Here is a 13,628-nt window from a genome sequence, read left to right as displayed (position 1 = left end):
GTAGATAGGCTGCGGGTGGAAGTGTAGCGATACATGGAGCTGAGCAGTACTAATAGATCGAGGACTTAATCGAGTAAGAGTTTACAGCAGTTTGAAGTGATTTAAATTTAATTCATTGGCTTAATATCTAGTTTTGAAGGTACGAGATCATACAGTGTAGTGACGATAGTGAGAAGGATACACCTGTTCCCATGCCGAACACAGAAGTTAAGCTTCTCCGCGTCGAAAGTAGTTGGTGGGAAACTACCCGCGAGGATAGAGAGTCGCTACGCTGTCTCATGATGGAGGATTAGCTCAGCTGGGAGAGCATCTGCCTTACAAGCAGGAGGTCACAGGTTCGATCCCTGTATCCTCCATATCATGAGCCGTTAGCTCAGTTGGTAGAGCATCTGACTTTTAATCAGAGGGTCGACAGTTCGAACCTGTCACGGCTCATTTGCAACATATATACACACCATGCGGGTGTGGCGGAATTGGCAGACGCGCTAGATTTAGGTTCTAGTGTCCTTTGGACATGAAGGTTCAAGTCCTTTCACCCGTATTCAATATTGTTGTTGCAATATTGAGTTTCATCTAGTAAAATATGAAAGTAACGTTTTATGCCGACTTAGCTCAGTTGGCAGAGCACCTGTCTTGTAAACAGGGGGTCGGAGGTTCGAATCCTCTAGTCGGCATAATGCGGAAGTAGTTCAGTGGTAGAACATCACCTTGCCATGGTGGGGGTCGCGGGTTCGAATCCCGTCTTCCGCTTTCATTATAGTAACGCCGGGGTGGCGGAACTGGCAGACGCACAGGACTTAAAATCCTGCGGTAAGTAATTACCGTACCGGTTCGATTCCGGTCCTCGGCACTATAATGAATATGCACCTATAGCGCAATTGGATAGAGTGTCTGACTACGAATCAGAAGGTTGTAGGTTCGACTCCTACTAGGTGCATTAGTTTTATTTTCGGGAAGTGGCTCAGCTTGGTAGAGCACCTGGTTTGGGACCAGGGGGTCGCAGGTTCGAATCCTGTCTTCCCGATAGGTAATATATTATTGCCAGTATCATAGTTTTTGGCGGTGTAGCTCAGCTGGCTAGAGCGTCCGGTTCATACCCGGGAGGTCGGGGGTTCGATCCCCTTCGCCGCTATTATTCCGGACCTTTAGCTCAGTTGGTTAGAGCAGGCGGCTCATAACCGCTCGGTCGTAGGTTCGAGTCCTACAGGGTCCATCGTTTTGAATGGACCTTAACATTTATTGTTATCGCGGGATGGAGCAGTCTGGTAGCTCGTCGGGCTCATAACCCGAAGGTCGTAGGTTCAAATCCTGCTCCCGCAATTTGTTTCAAATAATTAATTTTTGGTTCGTTGGTCTAGTTGGTTAGGACGCCTGCCTGTCACGCAGGAGATCGCGAGTTCGATTCTCGCACGGACCGTTAGTAAAGAAATTTACTATGGTAGAAGTAGCCGTAAGGTAATATGCGGGTGTAGTTTAGTGGTAAAACCACAGCCTTCCAAGCTGTTGTCGCGAGTTCGATTCTCGTCACCCGCTTTGCCACTTTTATGGGCCTATAGCTCAGCTGGTTTAGAGCGCACGCCTGATAAGCGTGAGGTCGATGGTTCAAGTCCATTTAGGCCCACTATATCTGGAGAAGTACTCAAGTGGCTGAAGAGGCGCCCCTGCTAAGGGTGTAGGTCGCGTAAGCGGCGCGAGGGTTCAAATCCCTCCTTCTCCGTTAATATGACCCGTTGGTCAAGTGGTTAAGACACCGCCCTTTCACGGCGGTAACATGAGTTCAAATCTCGTACGGGTCATTGATGCTTTAGCATCATGTTTTAAATAGTTTTACGTATTAAGCAATGGAGGATTACCCAAGTCCGGCTTAAGGGAACGGTCTTGAAAACCGTCAGGTCGCGAAAGCGGCGCGTGGGTTCGAATCCCACATCCTCCTTAGTGGGTAGCATATGATTTATTTTTATTATCGCGGGATGGAGCAGTCTGGTAGCTCGTCGGGCTCATAACCCGAAGGTCGTAGGTTCAAATCCTGCTCCCGCAATTTGTTTCAAATAATTAACCTTTGGTTCGTTGGTCTAGTTGGTTAGGACGCCTGCCTGTCACGCAGGAGATCGCGAGTTCGATTCTCGCACGGACCGTTAATGGCTCGGTAGCTCAGTTGGTAGAGCAATGCATTGAAGCTGCATGTGTCGGCGGTTCGATTCCGTCCCGCGCCATTTTGGAGGGGTAGCGAAGTCTGGCTAAACGCGGCGGACTGTAAATCCGCTCCTTCGGGTTCGGTGGTTCGAATCCACTCCCCTCCATATTTTAGGGATATAGTTTAAAGGTAGAACTATGGTCTCCAAAACCATCAGTGTGGGTTCAATTCCTACTATCCCTGTTTCTACCTTTTTATTATTATGGCGGTATTGGTGAAGTGGTTAACACACCGGTTTGTGGCACCGGCACACGTGGGTTCGACTCCCACATACCGCCCTTTATTGGGTTATAGCCAAGCGGTAAGGCAATGGACTTTGACTCCATCATGCGCTGGTTCGAATCCAGCTAACCCAATTGCTGTAATAATTGAATATGGCGGTATAGCCAAGTGGTAAGGCAGAGGTCTGCAAAACCTTCATCACCGGTTCAAATCCGGTTACCGCCTTTGGTTATGCTGAAGTAATCAGGCATATTAATATGCCGGTGTGGCGGAATTGGCAGACGCGCAGGATTCAAAATCCTGTTCCCACTAGGGAGTATCGGTTCGACCCCGATCACCGGTATTAATGGGTTTTCAAAAGCTTTGTAAAACCAAATATCAGTTAGCTCTAATCGTTGTTATGTCAGCGGCTAGAGCTTTTTTTGTGTCTTAAAGTAATTTTGAACAATATTATTTCATTTAAAAAACTTTAAAATCGTCAGCCATGACAGAAACAGCTTTTTTATTAAGATACTTTTTATTTAGTCCTGCCAAAATATATTTGTTGTTAATTCGGACTTTACCATTTAAGAATCCATGAATTGTAATTTTTTGTCCTACCGATATATTTTTATCGTTAGAATCCAATGTAAGAATAAAATATTGGTTACTTGTTTTTATGGGAACTAATATTAAATGGGTTTTATTGGAATTACTGGCAATATCTTTGATATAAAATTTGTTCATAGTAATATTCATGAAAAGACTTTGACTACTATATTGCTGCATAGATGTAACATCGAGTTTTTTCATGATGTCAGGATACTTTTCTGATTGTCTTGAATTGGTATTTATTTTAGAGGCCTCAGCGTTGTGTATTAAGGAGTGTTTTAGCAAGTTAGTGTTATTCAATGACGTTCCTGTTAAAAGTGTTAGACCGGTTAATAGAGCTATTCTTTTTCTATTCATACATATTCCCCTCAAAATATGACATCTTAGATATTAATTATAATTCTGACAATACCTTTATATGTAAGATAAAGCGTAGCTAAATATTAATAATTATTAGTTTTATATTTATTGGTTGTTCAAATTTAATAACAAATTAAATTGAAAAATCGTCTAAATTTACTATCTCAAATTATTTAGACTTGTTATTATAATCGAGTACTAATATAAAAATGAAAGAGGCCGAGACGATGAATTTGACAGCAAAACATTTAATTGATACTGCCTATAAGGAATTTTCCAGCCATAGAATTGAGCAATTTACAATAATGGATCTTTCACGTAAGTCGAAAGTAAGCCGTGGATCGATTTACTATCATTTCGAGTGTATTGATTATTTATATAAAGCAATTTTAGATCAGATAATTGAAAAGGTAACAGATGGTTGTAATTCGTCAGATGATTTACTGATAGGGATTGTAAACTATATTGCCGAGAACAAGAATTTATGTCTTAACTTGTACTATCAAAATGTTATTACGGTACGTGATGGAGATATAATTAAGGAACTGAATAAACTAATATTAAAGTATGACAAAATCGACTCTTCTAAGAAGACCGAACGAGGGTATCTTATTGGCGTCTTTCTAGTAATCATAAGAAATTGGCTTGATGATAATTTGAGTACTGACAAAGATATTATTATTAAGGATTTGCTAAATTATAATCGACTTTTAAAAAGTATTTAGACACTTTTGGAAATGTGTTCAAATTTCAACACTTTCTGAAAAGTGTACATATAAAATGAAAGTGGTTTTCGCTATTATATAAATGTAGTCAAATTGCTTATAAGTTTGCCTACAAAAAATTATGAAAACAGGAGCGTTACAGACATTATTTTATATTTAAAAACAATGATCTCGGCAGGTCATTGTTTTTGTGGTTTCATAAGTGGTATGCACCCTTAATTTGAGATTATTTATAAATCATGTATTATATATACTTGAGGTGAAAAAATGTTTAGAAATGCAAAAGAAGAGGATGCAGATCAGATATTACCAATTTTATTCCAAATCTTTGATGAAATGGAATTAGATGTATTTAAAGAAGTTGGTAATGAAAAGATGGCCCAAGTTATTAAGGAAGGTTTCTTCCAACCTGGCTATCGTTATGGATTAGATAATATCCTTGTAAATGAGATTGATGGCAATGTGGTCGCTATCATGGTTGGCTATCCTGAAAGTAAGGAAGACAATATTGATGAGCCATTGATCAAAATTATGCACAAATATGGCATTAAAGAAAAGAATCTATTCGGTGATAAGGAAGCTTGGCCAGGTGAATGGTACCTTGATTCATTTGCGGTTGCTCCAGCTTACCAAGGTAAAGGCATTGGAACGAAAACAATGGAACACTTTATTGATGTGATGCGTGACCGTGGTGAAAAGATTCTAAGTCTAAACGTTGATGTAACTAATGAACCAGCTAAACATGTTTATGATAAAACTGGTTTCAAGAAGGTTGGTCAATTGTATATTGGAAGTCATTTATATGATCATATGCAATATGATTTGACAAAATAAAAAGCTTGAAGAATTTTTATTCTTCAAGCTTTTTATTCACATTTGTTTTTAAAGTTATTTAAATATGGCATTTTTGATTTCATACCCAAATTATCTAAGTCAGCTTTGGGTGCCAATGTCGGTAGTTTGATATATTTATCTAAGAAGATGGCTAACAAAGTTCCCATGGGTCCATCATCTAAGCTGTTAAATGATAATTCTAAGCCAGGATGTCCTTGACTCAAAATAGTTGGTTGAACTCGAAGAATTTCTTTGCCTGATTGGGTAACGTGATATTTTGATGCAACCAAGTTTCCAACGACGCTCCAATTAGCTTTGCTAAGATAAACAAATTTTAAGTCGATCATTGGCAAAGCATTAATAGTAGCTTTTTCTTCACCATTGATTTCAATTGAATATATTTTCAAGAAATTATTCTTTAATTTTATTTCACCAATTAACGTATTCAAGCGATTATATAATTTGATCAAAAAAGGGTTTTTCTTATCACGAGAAGCAATAAAAATGGTTTCCTTACTTTGATTTGTAATGACGAGAATATTGCCGACTGCCAAGTCTGCTTTTCTAATATAGAGCTCCATTGCTAATCCTGTTGCTGAGAATCCGCGACAGTTTTTTCGATGATTTTAGCTACACCATCATTAATATTACTGTCGGTTGAAACTTGAGCTAATTCTTTGATAGCAGGAATGGCATTTGCCATGGCAACTCCAACGCCGGCATCACGAATCATTGAATAATCGTTGAGATTGTCGCCAATGGCCATAATTTCTTCTGGTAAAATATTTTTATTTTTAGCATATTGTAAAAGTGCAATTCCCTTTTGGGCATTAACACTGTTTACTTCAACGTTATTGGGTGAAGATGATGTTACAACCACATCTTTAATATTTTTACTGATTTCCTTTTTTAGGGGAGCAAGAATTCGATGTTGATGTTCATTGAATCCTATTAGCTTCATAATTTGATAAGAGTCATCCTGGAAAAGGTGATCATAATTATCGACAAAGTTCATTGGCATCATTTTAACGCGTTCTTGAGTGTCCCGGAGAGCTTGTTTGAAGGAAGTTCTAGGATTTAATTTAACTAAAAGATTAGCTAGGTTTTGAACACGAGCTTCACGATCATTGGAGAAAATTCCTTTATCTGTAATTACTTCAAAATAAACATTATATTTATTGAAGCAATCGACGATACCTTTTTGTGAAGTCTTTGAAATGGGGTTACTGGATATAAGCTTTTCATTGCTATTGAATACTTCGGCACCATTTAGTGTGATGAAGCCTGGATGTACATGATTCTTTAAAAATGGTTTAGCTTCACTTAGACCGCGACCAGTAGCAATTAGAAATTCAATACCAGCTTTTTCAGCTTCTTTGATTGCTTGAATGTTACGATCTGAAACTTCCATCTTTTCATTTAATAAAGTACCATCCATGTCGGATGCGATTAATTTAATCATAAAGTTTCCTCCGAATGCGTTATGCTATAAGTGAATGTTACCATATTTTATGGCATTATATATCAAAACAGGTAGGTGTAAATTTGAAAACCTTAATAAACAATGATTGGCAAGATGTTTTAAACAGTGAATTTGACAAACCGTATTATGAAAAATTGCGTGAATTTTTAGTTAATGAATATAATACACAGACTATTTATCCAGAAATGCATAAAATTTATCAAGCATTCGATTGGACACCATTTTCCGAAACCAAAGTTGTTATTTTAGGTCAAGATCCATATCACGAACCTAATCAAGCAATTGGTTGTAGTTTTGCTGTATCTCCAGGTGTGACGATTCCGCCATCACTGAGAAATATTTATAAAGAATTGCAAGATGATTTGGGATGTACACCAGTTAATCATGGATATTTGAAGTCGTGGGCAACTCAAGGGGTATTGCTTTTGAACTCCGTTTTAACAGTCAGGAGAGGTCAGGCCAATTCTCACAAGGGTAAAGGCTGGGAAGAATTGACTGATTATGCTATTAAAGCTTTGTCTGATCGTGGAAAAGTAGTTTTTATTTTATGGGGAAATGCTGCTAAAAGTAAGATTCCTTTGATTGACCAATCAAAGAATACAATTATTTCTTCCACACATCCAAGTCCTTTTGCTGCACGTTATGGTTTTTTTGGCTCAAAACCATTTTCTAAAGCAAATAAAGCGCTTTTAAACTATAATGAAAAGGAAATCAATTGGCAATTACCAGAACACGCCGATGAAACGGAGGAAAAGTAATGGATTTATTTGAAAGCCTAAAAAGTAAAATTGATGGAAAGAATCTAACGATTGTATTCCCCGAAGGTGAAGAACCAAGAATCTTGGGTGCTGCAACTCGTTTAGTAAAAGAAAATATTCTTAAACCTATTTTAATTGGTGCTAAAGCTGAAATTGAGAAGATTGCTACTGAGAAATCGTTTGATATTTCTAACATTGAAATTATCGATCCTAAGAATTATGCCGCTTTTAATGAGATGGTTGAAAAATTTGTTGAACGTCGTAAAGGTAAAAATACTAAGGAACAAGCCGAAACAATGTTGTTAGACAATAATTATTTTGGAACAATGTTAGTTTATATGGGTAAAGCTGACGGTATGGTTTCCGGTGCAATTCATTCAACTGGTGATACTGTTCGTCCAGCATTGCAGATTGTTAAGACTGCACCTGGTAATTCACGTATTAGTGGATCTTTCATCATGCAAAAAGGTGATGAACGTTATATGTTTGCTGATTGTGCTATCAACATTGACCCTAATGCTCAAGAATTAGCTGAAATTGCTGTTCAAACAGCACACGATGCAAAATTGTTTGATATTGACCCTAAAGTTGCTATGCTTAGTTTCTCAACCAAGGGAAGTGCTAAGAGTGACGATGTAACTAAGGTAGCAGAAGCTACTAAGATTGCTCAAGAACTAGCACCAGAATTACCAATTGATGGGGAATTACAATTTGATGCTGCTTTTGTACCTAGTGTTGGTGCCCAAAAAGCTCCAGGCTCAAAGGTTGCCGGACATGCTAATGTCTTTATTTTCCCAGATTTGCAATCAGGTAACATTGGTTACAAGATTGCTCAAAGATTTGGTGGTTTTGAAGCTATTGGACCTATTTTGCAAGGACTTGCAAAACCAATCTCTGACTTATCTCGTGGCTGCAATGAAGAAGATGTTTATAAGTCAGCAATTTTGACTGCGGCTTTAGCATTATAGAATTAAGGAGAAATTATGCTTGAATATCAATTAAAAACTCATTCTTATGAGGATACTGAAAAATTAGGTGAGAAACTCGCTGGTTTGTTAAAAGCTGGTGATGTCGTCGTACTTAATGGTGATCTAGGTGTTGGTAAAACTACCTTAACGCGAGGATTAGCCCGTGGACTTGGTATCAAACGTAATGTAAAAAGTCCTACTTTTACTTTGATTAGAGAATATAAAGATGGAAAAATTCCACTTTATCATATGGATGCCTATCGTTTGGAAAGTAGTCCAGACGAAGATTTAGGATTTGACGAATATTTCAATGGCAATGGTATAACTATTGTTGAATGGCCTCAGTTTATTAAAGATGAAATTCCTGATGAACATATTTCAATCAATATTAAAAGATTGTCAGATACTGAACGTCAAGTAGAATTCAAACTACATGGCGAAAGTTTCAATGATCGTGGCTTTGGTGAATTAGTATGAGTGCAGAGTTAAAGCTTCGTGAAGCAATTCCAGAAGATGCAGATGAATTGTTAGCTTTTCTAAAGAAGACAAGTCAGCAAAGTGACTTTATTTCTTTTGCTGATATGCAAGATGTGACGGTCGAAAATGAAGCCATAGCTTTAGATGCAATTTATCAATCTGTATATGATGAAATAGTTTTGGCAATTTTTGATGGTCAGATTGTTGGTTATTATCGTTTAGAAAAATCTGACGAACAAAAGGCTGAATTTGGTGTGGTAGTTGATAAAGATTATTGGAATAATGGAATTGCTTCATTTCTTTTGGAAGATGCAATTGACTGGGCGATGGATTCGCCATTGAAAAAATTATTCTTAGAAGTCTATAAAAATAACTCAGTTGCAATTCATATTTATCAAAAATATGGATTCACAACTGAGGTGGAAAAAGAAAAGACCTTTGTAATGGAAAAGATGGTTTAATAACATTATCCAATATTAAGTAGAATAAAAAACAGTCTCTACTGATGATTTAGTAGAGGCTGTTTTTTTATGGGATGATATTAGCTTGTGAGTTTTACCATCTTTTTTATTTGTTCAGTACCGAATTGTTGTTCAGTTTTTAAAAGAATTTCAGCACAAGCAACACTATCAGCTAAAGCATTATGATGATTTCTTAAATCAATATTGAGAGCTTCAGAGACGGTATTTAATTTGTGATTTGGAAACTGTGGATAAAATTTACGACTAGTTCTTAAAGTATCAATGGTTAAGTACTTAGGTGCTTTAATACCATAGTTGGTTAAAGTGTTTTTAAGAACGCTGTTATCAAAACTGGCATTGTGGGCCGCAACTAGATGACTGTTGTCAAAGAGTGTTTCGATATGAGGCCAAACCTGATCAAAAGTAGGGGCATCAGCGACATCCTGTGGTCTGATATGGTGAATTTGAATATTTCGTGGACTGAAATATTCTTGTGGATTGATTAATGTATAAAAACTGTCGACAATTTTACTGTCACGTACTAAAACTAAAGCTAAGGAACAGGCACTAGTTCGGCTACCATTGGCAGTTTCAAAATCCATGGAAACAAAATTCATTAATTATTCTCCTTTAATGTTTAAATCTAATTCAATAGGGCAGTGATCGGAACCAAAAATATTATTTAAAATATCGGCGTTTTTAATTAAACTTTTACCGTTATTAGAAACTACGAAGTAATCAATTCTCCAACCGGCATTATTTTTTCGAGCGTTAAAACGATAACTCCACCATGAATATTTTATTTCATCGGGATGAAGTGATCTGAAACTATCGATAAAACCACTATCGAGTAATTCACTAAATTTATTACGTTCTTGATCAGAAAATCCAGGATTTTTGTGATTAGATTGGGGATTCTTAAGATCTATTTCCTCGTGAGCAACATTAAGGTCTCCACAAAGGACTATTGGTTTATCGGCTGATAACTTAATCATGTATGATCTTAAAGCATCGTCATAACGCATCCGATAATCAACACGCTTGAGTTTGGGTTGAGAATTAGGGGTATAACTATTAATCAAATAAAAATCTGGGAATTCTAGGGTAATGGTTCGACCTTCATCATCGAATTCTTCGACTCCTAGACCATTTTTTACATTTATTGGTTCTTGTTTAGAAAAAATGGCTGTACCGGAATATCCCTTTTTCTTAGCATAGAAGAAGTATTGATGATAACTGGGAAGATCAAGATCTAATTGCCCAGCTTGCATTTTTGTTTCTTGAATACTGAAGATATCTGCGTCTAATTCTTTGAAGGTTTCAACAAAGTCCTTTTTGACGACAGCACGTAGGCCATTAACATTCCACGATATAAGTTTCATAAAATCACCTCGCGACAATTATAGCATTTTTGTAATGTTAGTTAGTTCGTTAAGTATCTAACTATGTGATAAAATTAGACGTAAGTCTTAGTAGCATAAAGGATGATGAATATTGAATTTTCCAGTTGAAAAATTACCTAATATTGAATTTAAATTAAATGAACCCCTTAGTAAATATACTTTTACTAAAACTGGTGGTCCAGCTGATGTTTTAGCATTCCCTAAAACTCGTGAAGAGTTAGTGGAAATCGTTGACACAGCAAGAGTAAATCAGGTACCTATAACGATTATTGGTAATGCCAGTAATCTGATTATCAAAGATGGTGGTATCCGTGGAATTGTAATTATTTTACCTAATTTTCATAAAATCGAAGTTTCAGAAACTAAGGTTACTGCTGAAGCGGGCGCTACAATTATTAACACTACGATTGCTGCTCAAAAAGCTGGTTTGACTGGTCTTGAGTTTGCGGCTGGTATTCCTGGTAGCGTTGGTGGAGCAGTCTTTATGAATGCCGGAGCTTATGGCGGTGAAATTAAGGACGTCTTTGAATCGGCCGAAGTTTTGTTACCTGATGGACATATCACGACTTTAACTCATGAAGATATGAAATTTAGTTATCGTCACAGTATGGTTCAAGATGATGGTGGCATCGTTATAAGCGCTACGTTTGCTTTAAAACGTGGAAATAAAGAAACCATTCAAGAGGAAATGGACCGTTTGAACGAATTGAGACGTTCAAAACAGCCGCTTGAATATCCTTCTTGTGGTAGTGTCTTTAAGCGTCCCAAGGGACATTTTACTGGTCCTTTAATCATAAAGGCTGGTTTACAAGGCAAGATGGTCGGTGGGGCTCAAGTTTCAATGAAGCACGCAGGTTTTATTGTAAATATCAAACATGCTACGGCAACTGACTATTTGAATTTGATTCATTTGATCCAAAAGACTGTTAAAGCAAAATTTGATGTGTCACTTCATACCGAAGTCCGCATTATTGGTGAAGACAAAAAATAAAAGAATGGTAGGTGTTGTCTGTGGAGATACTTGAATCAATTATTTTGATTCTTTCACTTTTAATTATTGCCAATATTGTAAGTCACTACTTTGTGTCGATACCGCCTAGTTTGTTGCAAATTGCAGCTGGGGTTTTGGCAGCATTATTTATGCATGTCAAAATTTATGTTGATACAGAGTGGTTTTTGTTAGCTTTTATTGCGCCGATTCTATTTAATGATGGAAATAATTTTCCTAAACGAGAACTTTGGAAACTCAAGGGTCCGATTTTAGGAAATGCTATTGTTTTAGTTGTTATCTCAACTTTGGTTGGTGGGGTATTTGTTAAATTTTTAATCCCAAGATTGCCTTGGGCAACGGCTTTTACATTGGTCGCAGTATTGTCTCCAACTGATCCGATTGCGGTGCAATCAATAGCCAAGAAGGCTCATATTCCTGATAAGTTAATGCATTTGATCAGTGGGGAAAGTTTGATTAATGATGCATCTGGTTTGATTTGTTTTAAGTATGGTGTAGCAGCTACTGTTACGGGGATGTTTTCATTAAAGAGTGCCACAATTGACTTCTTCCATATCTCGATCGTTGGGGCTTTGGTTGGAGCAGTGATGATTTGGATTTTTAACGGCGTGCGTTTATATTTGATCAACCAAGGTGTTGATGATTCTATTTTGCATGCTATTATTCAAATCATTATTCCTTTTATTGTTTATTATGTAGCTGAAGATGTCTTTGATGTTTCAGGAGTAGTGGCAGTGGTTATTGCTGGTATCTTGAATATATCTTCGACACAAAATCGAAATGCGTTCACACCTGAAATTCGATTGATCACTTCGAGAACTTGGGATTTAGTAGTTTATGTTCTTAATGGGATTGTTTTTGTTCTATTAGGAATTGAAATTCCATTTGCAATGGAAGAGTTGATTCATAACGATAATATTAATACGTTTTTAGCAACAGGTTTGGCATTTATTATATGGATAATGCTTGTTGTAATTAGATTCCTTTGGAGTTATGTATATTCGACATTTTCAAATAATTCAGATGGTAAAATCACACTCTGGTCGAAAACAAGATTATATGATTGTTTAATGTCCGGTATTTCAGGTGTCCGTGGAGCCGTAACTATGGTTGGTGTCTTGTCGCTACCAATGACAATTAAAGGGGGAGCACCTTTTCCTTCTAGAACCTTGCTACTCTTTGTTGCTAGTGCGGTGATTATTTTTAGTTTGTTAGGGGCAACGTTCTTAATTCCTTTACTAACTAAAAATAGTGCGCCTGTTGCTTATCGTGGTAATACATTTAGTCCAGATAGCGATGATGATAATGACGACGAGGACGCTACTCCGATTGAATTAACTCAAGTTGAAGCCAGTCGGTTGATTCTTGATAAGACTATAAAAAAACTTCGTAATGAAATGGATGATGGCGATACAGCTGTTTATTCTTCGGTAATTGCTGAGTATTTATATGATATTCGAAATTTAGGAATCAGAAATAGCAATTCTAGAATAGTTAGCCATCAAATTAGTAAGCGTCGTGTTAAAGGTAAGAAAGATGCTGAATTGTGGGATATTTGTTTTAATTGCGAATTAGAAGCAATTGATGAATTGTATGAGAATCATGAAATCTCTGACGAGTCCTACGATATAGCGACTGGAAAAATAGCTAAATATAAAAAAGAAATTGTGCATCGTCGTTATAATGCCACAATTGAATTTTTCCTTAGTTATTTTAGAAGAACTTATTTACAGATTAAACGTTGGATCTATCGTTCTGTAAAATACGATGATATTAAACAAATGAATCAGGATTCAATTAAGGTATCTATTGCTGGTGCTAAAAAGGCGCTTGCTAAGTTACAGGAATTGAATCAATCAGATCAAGAAGATATAGATGACAATTTGATTTATATTTTCCAACGTCATTACGAGGATCGCCTTGAATTATTACAAGGAAAGTATCGAGGTCGCTCACCACAATTTAATAGTGATCGTATGGCATTGGAAGTTAAGGCTCTAAGTTATCAAAGAGCCTTTGTTCAAGATATGTTAGAACAAGGAAAAATTAGTAAATTAACTGCCAATGAATTAAGACAAAATATTAATTATAGTGAAGAAGTTATAAACATAGGAGTAGATTAAAATATCTGATAGCTTTTCTT

General features: G+C 36.8%; 13 protein-coding genes, 26 tRNA genes and 1 rRNA gene. 35 read left to right on the top strand and 5 right to left on the bottom strand.

Annotated elements, in window-relative coordinates; all coding sequences use genetic code 11:
- The first annotated feature begins 155 nt into the window (after nucleotides 1-155).
- The 27 genes from rrf (at nucleotide 156) to LAB100_RS07550 (ending at nucleotide 2,759) form a co-directional block, all read left to right on the top strand.
- A 5S ribosomal RNA gene (gene rrf, locus LAB100_RS07680) occupies nucleotides 156-272 on the top strand.
- 11 nt (nucleotides 273-283) lie between these two features.
- Nucleotides 284-356: transfer RNA gene (locus LAB100_RS07675), tRNA-Val, on the top strand.
- Nucleotides 357-362: 6 nt separating this feature from the next.
- Nucleotides 363-435, top strand: a tRNA-Lys gene (locus LAB100_RS07670).
- Between the two features lie 23 nt (nucleotides 436-458).
- A tRNA-Leu gene (locus LAB100_RS07665) sits at nucleotides 459-541 on the top strand.
- A 60-nt stretch (nucleotides 542-601) separates the two neighbouring features.
- Nucleotides 602-674, top strand: a tRNA-Thr gene (locus LAB100_RS07660).
- Between the two features lie 4 nt (nucleotides 675-678).
- Nucleotides 679-750: transfer RNA gene (locus tag LAB100_RS07655), tRNA-Gly, on the top strand.
- 14 nt (nucleotides 751-764) lie between these two features.
- Nucleotides 765-850, top strand: a tRNA-Leu gene (locus LAB100_RS07650).
- A gap of 13 nt (nucleotides 851-863) precedes the next feature.
- Nucleotides 864-937 (top strand) — tRNA-Arg (locus LAB100_RS07645).
- Nucleotides 938-950: 13 nt separating this feature from the next.
- A tRNA-Pro gene (locus tag LAB100_RS07640) sits at nucleotides 951-1,024 on the top strand.
- 34 nt (nucleotides 1,025-1,058) lie between these two features.
- A tRNA-Met gene (locus tag LAB100_RS07635) sits at nucleotides 1,059-1,132 on the top strand.
- Between the two features lie 7 nt (nucleotides 1,133-1,139).
- A tRNA-Ile gene (locus LAB100_RS07630) sits at nucleotides 1,140-1,213 on the top strand.
- Nucleotides 1,214-1,246: 33 nt separating this feature from the next.
- Nucleotides 1,247-1,320 (top strand) — tRNA-Met (locus LAB100_RS07625).
- Between the two features lie 23 nt (nucleotides 1,321-1,343).
- Nucleotides 1,344-1,417, top strand: a tRNA-Asp gene (locus LAB100_RS07620).
- A 45-nt stretch (nucleotides 1,418-1,462) separates the two neighbouring features.
- Nucleotides 1,463-1,533, top strand: a tRNA-Gly gene (locus tag LAB100_RS07615).
- Between the two features lie 13 nt (nucleotides 1,534-1,546).
- A tRNA-Ile gene (locus LAB100_RS07610) sits at nucleotides 1,547-1,621 on the top strand.
- 8 nt (nucleotides 1,622-1,629) lie between these two features.
- Nucleotides 1,630-1,717: transfer RNA gene (locus LAB100_RS07605), tRNA-Ser, on the top strand.
- A 7-nt stretch (nucleotides 1,718-1,724) separates the two neighbouring features.
- Nucleotides 1,725-1,796, top strand: a tRNA-Glu gene (locus tag LAB100_RS07600).
- 47 nt (nucleotides 1,797-1,843) lie between these two features.
- A tRNA-Ser gene (locus tag LAB100_RS07595) sits at nucleotides 1,844-1,933 on the top strand.
- Between the two features lie 31 nt (nucleotides 1,934-1,964).
- Nucleotides 1,965-2,038: transfer RNA gene (locus tag LAB100_RS07590), tRNA-Met, on the top strand.
- Nucleotides 2,039-2,061: 23 nt separating this feature from the next.
- Nucleotides 2,062-2,135: transfer RNA gene (locus LAB100_RS07585), tRNA-Asp, on the top strand.
- A 5-nt stretch (nucleotides 2,136-2,140) separates the two neighbouring features.
- A tRNA-Phe gene (locus tag LAB100_RS07580) sits at nucleotides 2,141-2,213 on the top strand.
- Between the two features lie 4 nt (nucleotides 2,214-2,217).
- Nucleotides 2,218-2,300: transfer RNA gene (locus tag LAB100_RS07575), tRNA-Tyr, on the top strand.
- A gap of 6 nt (nucleotides 2,301-2,306) precedes the next feature.
- Nucleotides 2,307-2,377: transfer RNA gene (locus LAB100_RS07570), tRNA-Trp, on the top strand.
- Between the two features lie 22 nt (nucleotides 2,378-2,399).
- Nucleotides 2,400-2,472, top strand: a tRNA-His gene (locus tag LAB100_RS07565).
- Between the two features lie 6 nt (nucleotides 2,473-2,478).
- Nucleotides 2,479-2,550: transfer RNA gene (locus LAB100_RS07560), tRNA-Gln, on the top strand.
- 20 nt (nucleotides 2,551-2,570) lie between these two features.
- Nucleotides 2,571-2,641 (top strand) — tRNA-Cys (locus LAB100_RS07555).
- A 34-nt stretch (nucleotides 2,642-2,675) separates the two neighbouring features.
- Nucleotides 2,676-2,759: transfer RNA gene (locus LAB100_RS07550), tRNA-Leu, on the top strand.
- A 116-nt stretch (nucleotides 2,760-2,875) separates the two neighbouring features.
- Here LAB100_RS07550 and LAB100_RS07545 read toward each other — a convergent pair.
- Nucleotides 2,876-3,364, bottom strand: a complete 489-nt coding sequence (locus LAB100_RS07545; RefSeq protein ID WP_119326585.1) for a hypothetical protein — start codon at nucleotides 3,362-3,364, stop codon at nucleotides 2,876-2,878.
- A gap of 230 nt (nucleotides 3,365-3,594) precedes the next feature.
- Between LAB100_RS07545 and LAB100_RS07540 the strand changes: the two genes are divergently transcribed.
- Nucleotides 3,595-4,092, top strand: coding sequence for a TetR/AcrR family transcriptional regulator (locus LAB100_RS07540; protein WP_162894215.1), 498 nt, complete (start codon nucleotides 3,595-3,597; stop codon nucleotides 4,090-4,092).
- 267 nt (nucleotides 4,093-4,359) lie between these two features.
- Nucleotides 4,360-4,926: a GNAT family N-acetyltransferase gene (locus LAB100_RS07535; RefSeq protein WP_119326583.1), complete on the top strand. Its 567-nt coding sequence runs from the start codon at nucleotides 4,360-4,362 to the stop codon at nucleotides 4,924-4,926.
- A gap of 32 nt (nucleotides 4,927-4,958) precedes the next feature.
- Here the strand turns inward: LAB100_RS07535 and LAB100_RS07530 are convergent, their stop codons facing one another.
- Together LAB100_RS07530 and LAB100_RS07525 are read right to left on the bottom strand one after the other, a co-directional pair.
- Nucleotides 4,959-5,507, bottom strand: coding sequence for an LURP-one-related/scramblase family protein (locus LAB100_RS07530; protein ID WP_119326582.1), 549 nt, complete (start codon nucleotides 5,505-5,507; stop codon nucleotides 4,959-4,961).
- A gap of 2 nt (nucleotides 5,508-5,509) precedes the next feature.
- Nucleotides 5,510-6,388, bottom strand: a complete 879-nt coding sequence (locus LAB100_RS07525) for a Cof-type HAD-IIB family hydrolase (RefSeq protein WP_119326581.1) — start codon at nucleotides 6,386-6,388, stop codon at nucleotides 5,510-5,512.
- Between the two features lie 83 nt (nucleotides 6,389-6,471).
- Here LAB100_RS07525 and LAB100_RS07520 point away from each other — a divergent pair, with 83 nt between their 5' ends.
- From LAB100_RS07520 to LAB100_RS07505, 4 genes are read left to right on the top strand one after another with little or no spacing between them, the layout of a single operon-like run.
- Nucleotides 6,472-7,167 (top strand): uracil-DNA glycosylase, encoded by a 696-nt coding sequence (locus tag LAB100_RS07520; RefSeq protein WP_119326580.1) that lies wholly within the window; start codon nucleotides 6,472-6,474, stop codon nucleotides 7,165-7,167.
- On the top strand, nucleotides 7,167-8,135 hold the full coding sequence (gene pta / locus LAB100_RS07515; protein WP_119326579.1) for a phosphate acetyltransferase: 969 nt from the start codon (nucleotides 7,167-7,169) through the stop codon (nucleotides 8,133-8,135). Before LAB100_RS07520 ends, pta begins: the two co-directional genes overlap by 1 nt.
- Before the next feature lie 15 nt (nucleotides 8,136-8,150).
- Complete coding sequence (tsaE, locus tag LAB100_RS07510) at nucleotides 8,151-8,612, top strand: tRNA (adenosine(37)-N6)-threonylcarbamoyltransferase complex ATPase subunit type 1 TsaE (RefSeq protein ID WP_119326578.1); 462 nt, start codon at nucleotides 8,151-8,153, stop codon at nucleotides 8,610-8,612.
- Nucleotides 8,609-9,073, top strand: a complete 465-nt coding sequence (locus tag LAB100_RS07505) for a GNAT family N-acetyltransferase (RefSeq protein ID WP_119326577.1) — start codon at nucleotides 8,609-8,611, stop codon at nucleotides 9,071-9,073. Before tsaE ends, LAB100_RS07505 begins: the two co-directional genes overlap by 4 nt.
- 80 nt (nucleotides 9,074-9,153) lie before the next feature.
- On the opposite strand, the gene LAB100_RS07500 is transcribed toward LAB100_RS07505, so the two are convergent.
- Together LAB100_RS07500 and LAB100_RS07495 are read right to left on the bottom strand one after the other, a co-directional pair.
- Nucleotides 9,154-9,690 carry a 3'-5' exonuclease gene (locus LAB100_RS07500; protein WP_119326576.1) on the bottom strand — a complete coding sequence of 179 codons (537 nt, stop codon included), beginning with the start codon at nucleotides 9,688-9,690 and terminating at the stop codon, nucleotides 9,154-9,156.
- 3 nt (nucleotides 9,691-9,693) lie between these two features.
- Nucleotides 9,694-10,455: an exodeoxyribonuclease III gene (locus LAB100_RS07495; protein WP_119326575.1), complete on the bottom strand. Its 762-nt coding sequence runs from the start codon at nucleotides 10,453-10,455 to the stop codon at nucleotides 9,694-9,696.
- Between the two features lie 112 nt (nucleotides 10,456-10,567).
- On the opposite strand from LAB100_RS07495, the gene murB reads away from it, so the two are divergent.
- A complete protein-coding gene (gene murB, locus LAB100_RS07490) occupies nucleotides 10,568-11,467 on the top strand; it encodes a UDP-N-acetylmuramate dehydrogenase (protein WP_119326574.1) in 900 nt (299 codons plus the stop codon).
- 20 nt (nucleotides 11,468-11,487) lie between these two features.
- Nucleotides 11,488-13,608 carry a cation:proton antiporter gene (locus LAB100_RS07485; RefSeq protein WP_119326573.1) on the top strand — a complete coding sequence of 707 codons (2,121 nt, stop codon included), beginning with the start codon at nucleotides 11,488-11,490 and terminating at the stop codon, nucleotides 13,606-13,608.
- The last annotated feature ends 20 nt before the right edge of the window (nucleotides 13,609-13,628 follow it).

This window comes from Companilactobacillus musae, from assembly GCF_003967595.1.
In the GTDB taxonomy this organism is placed as follows: Bacteria; Bacillota; Bacilli; order Lactobacillales; family Lactobacillaceae; genus Companilactobacillus; species Companilactobacillus musae.
Note: the sequence above shows the minus strand (reverse complement) of the source record. Positions and strands in the feature narration are given on the sequence as shown.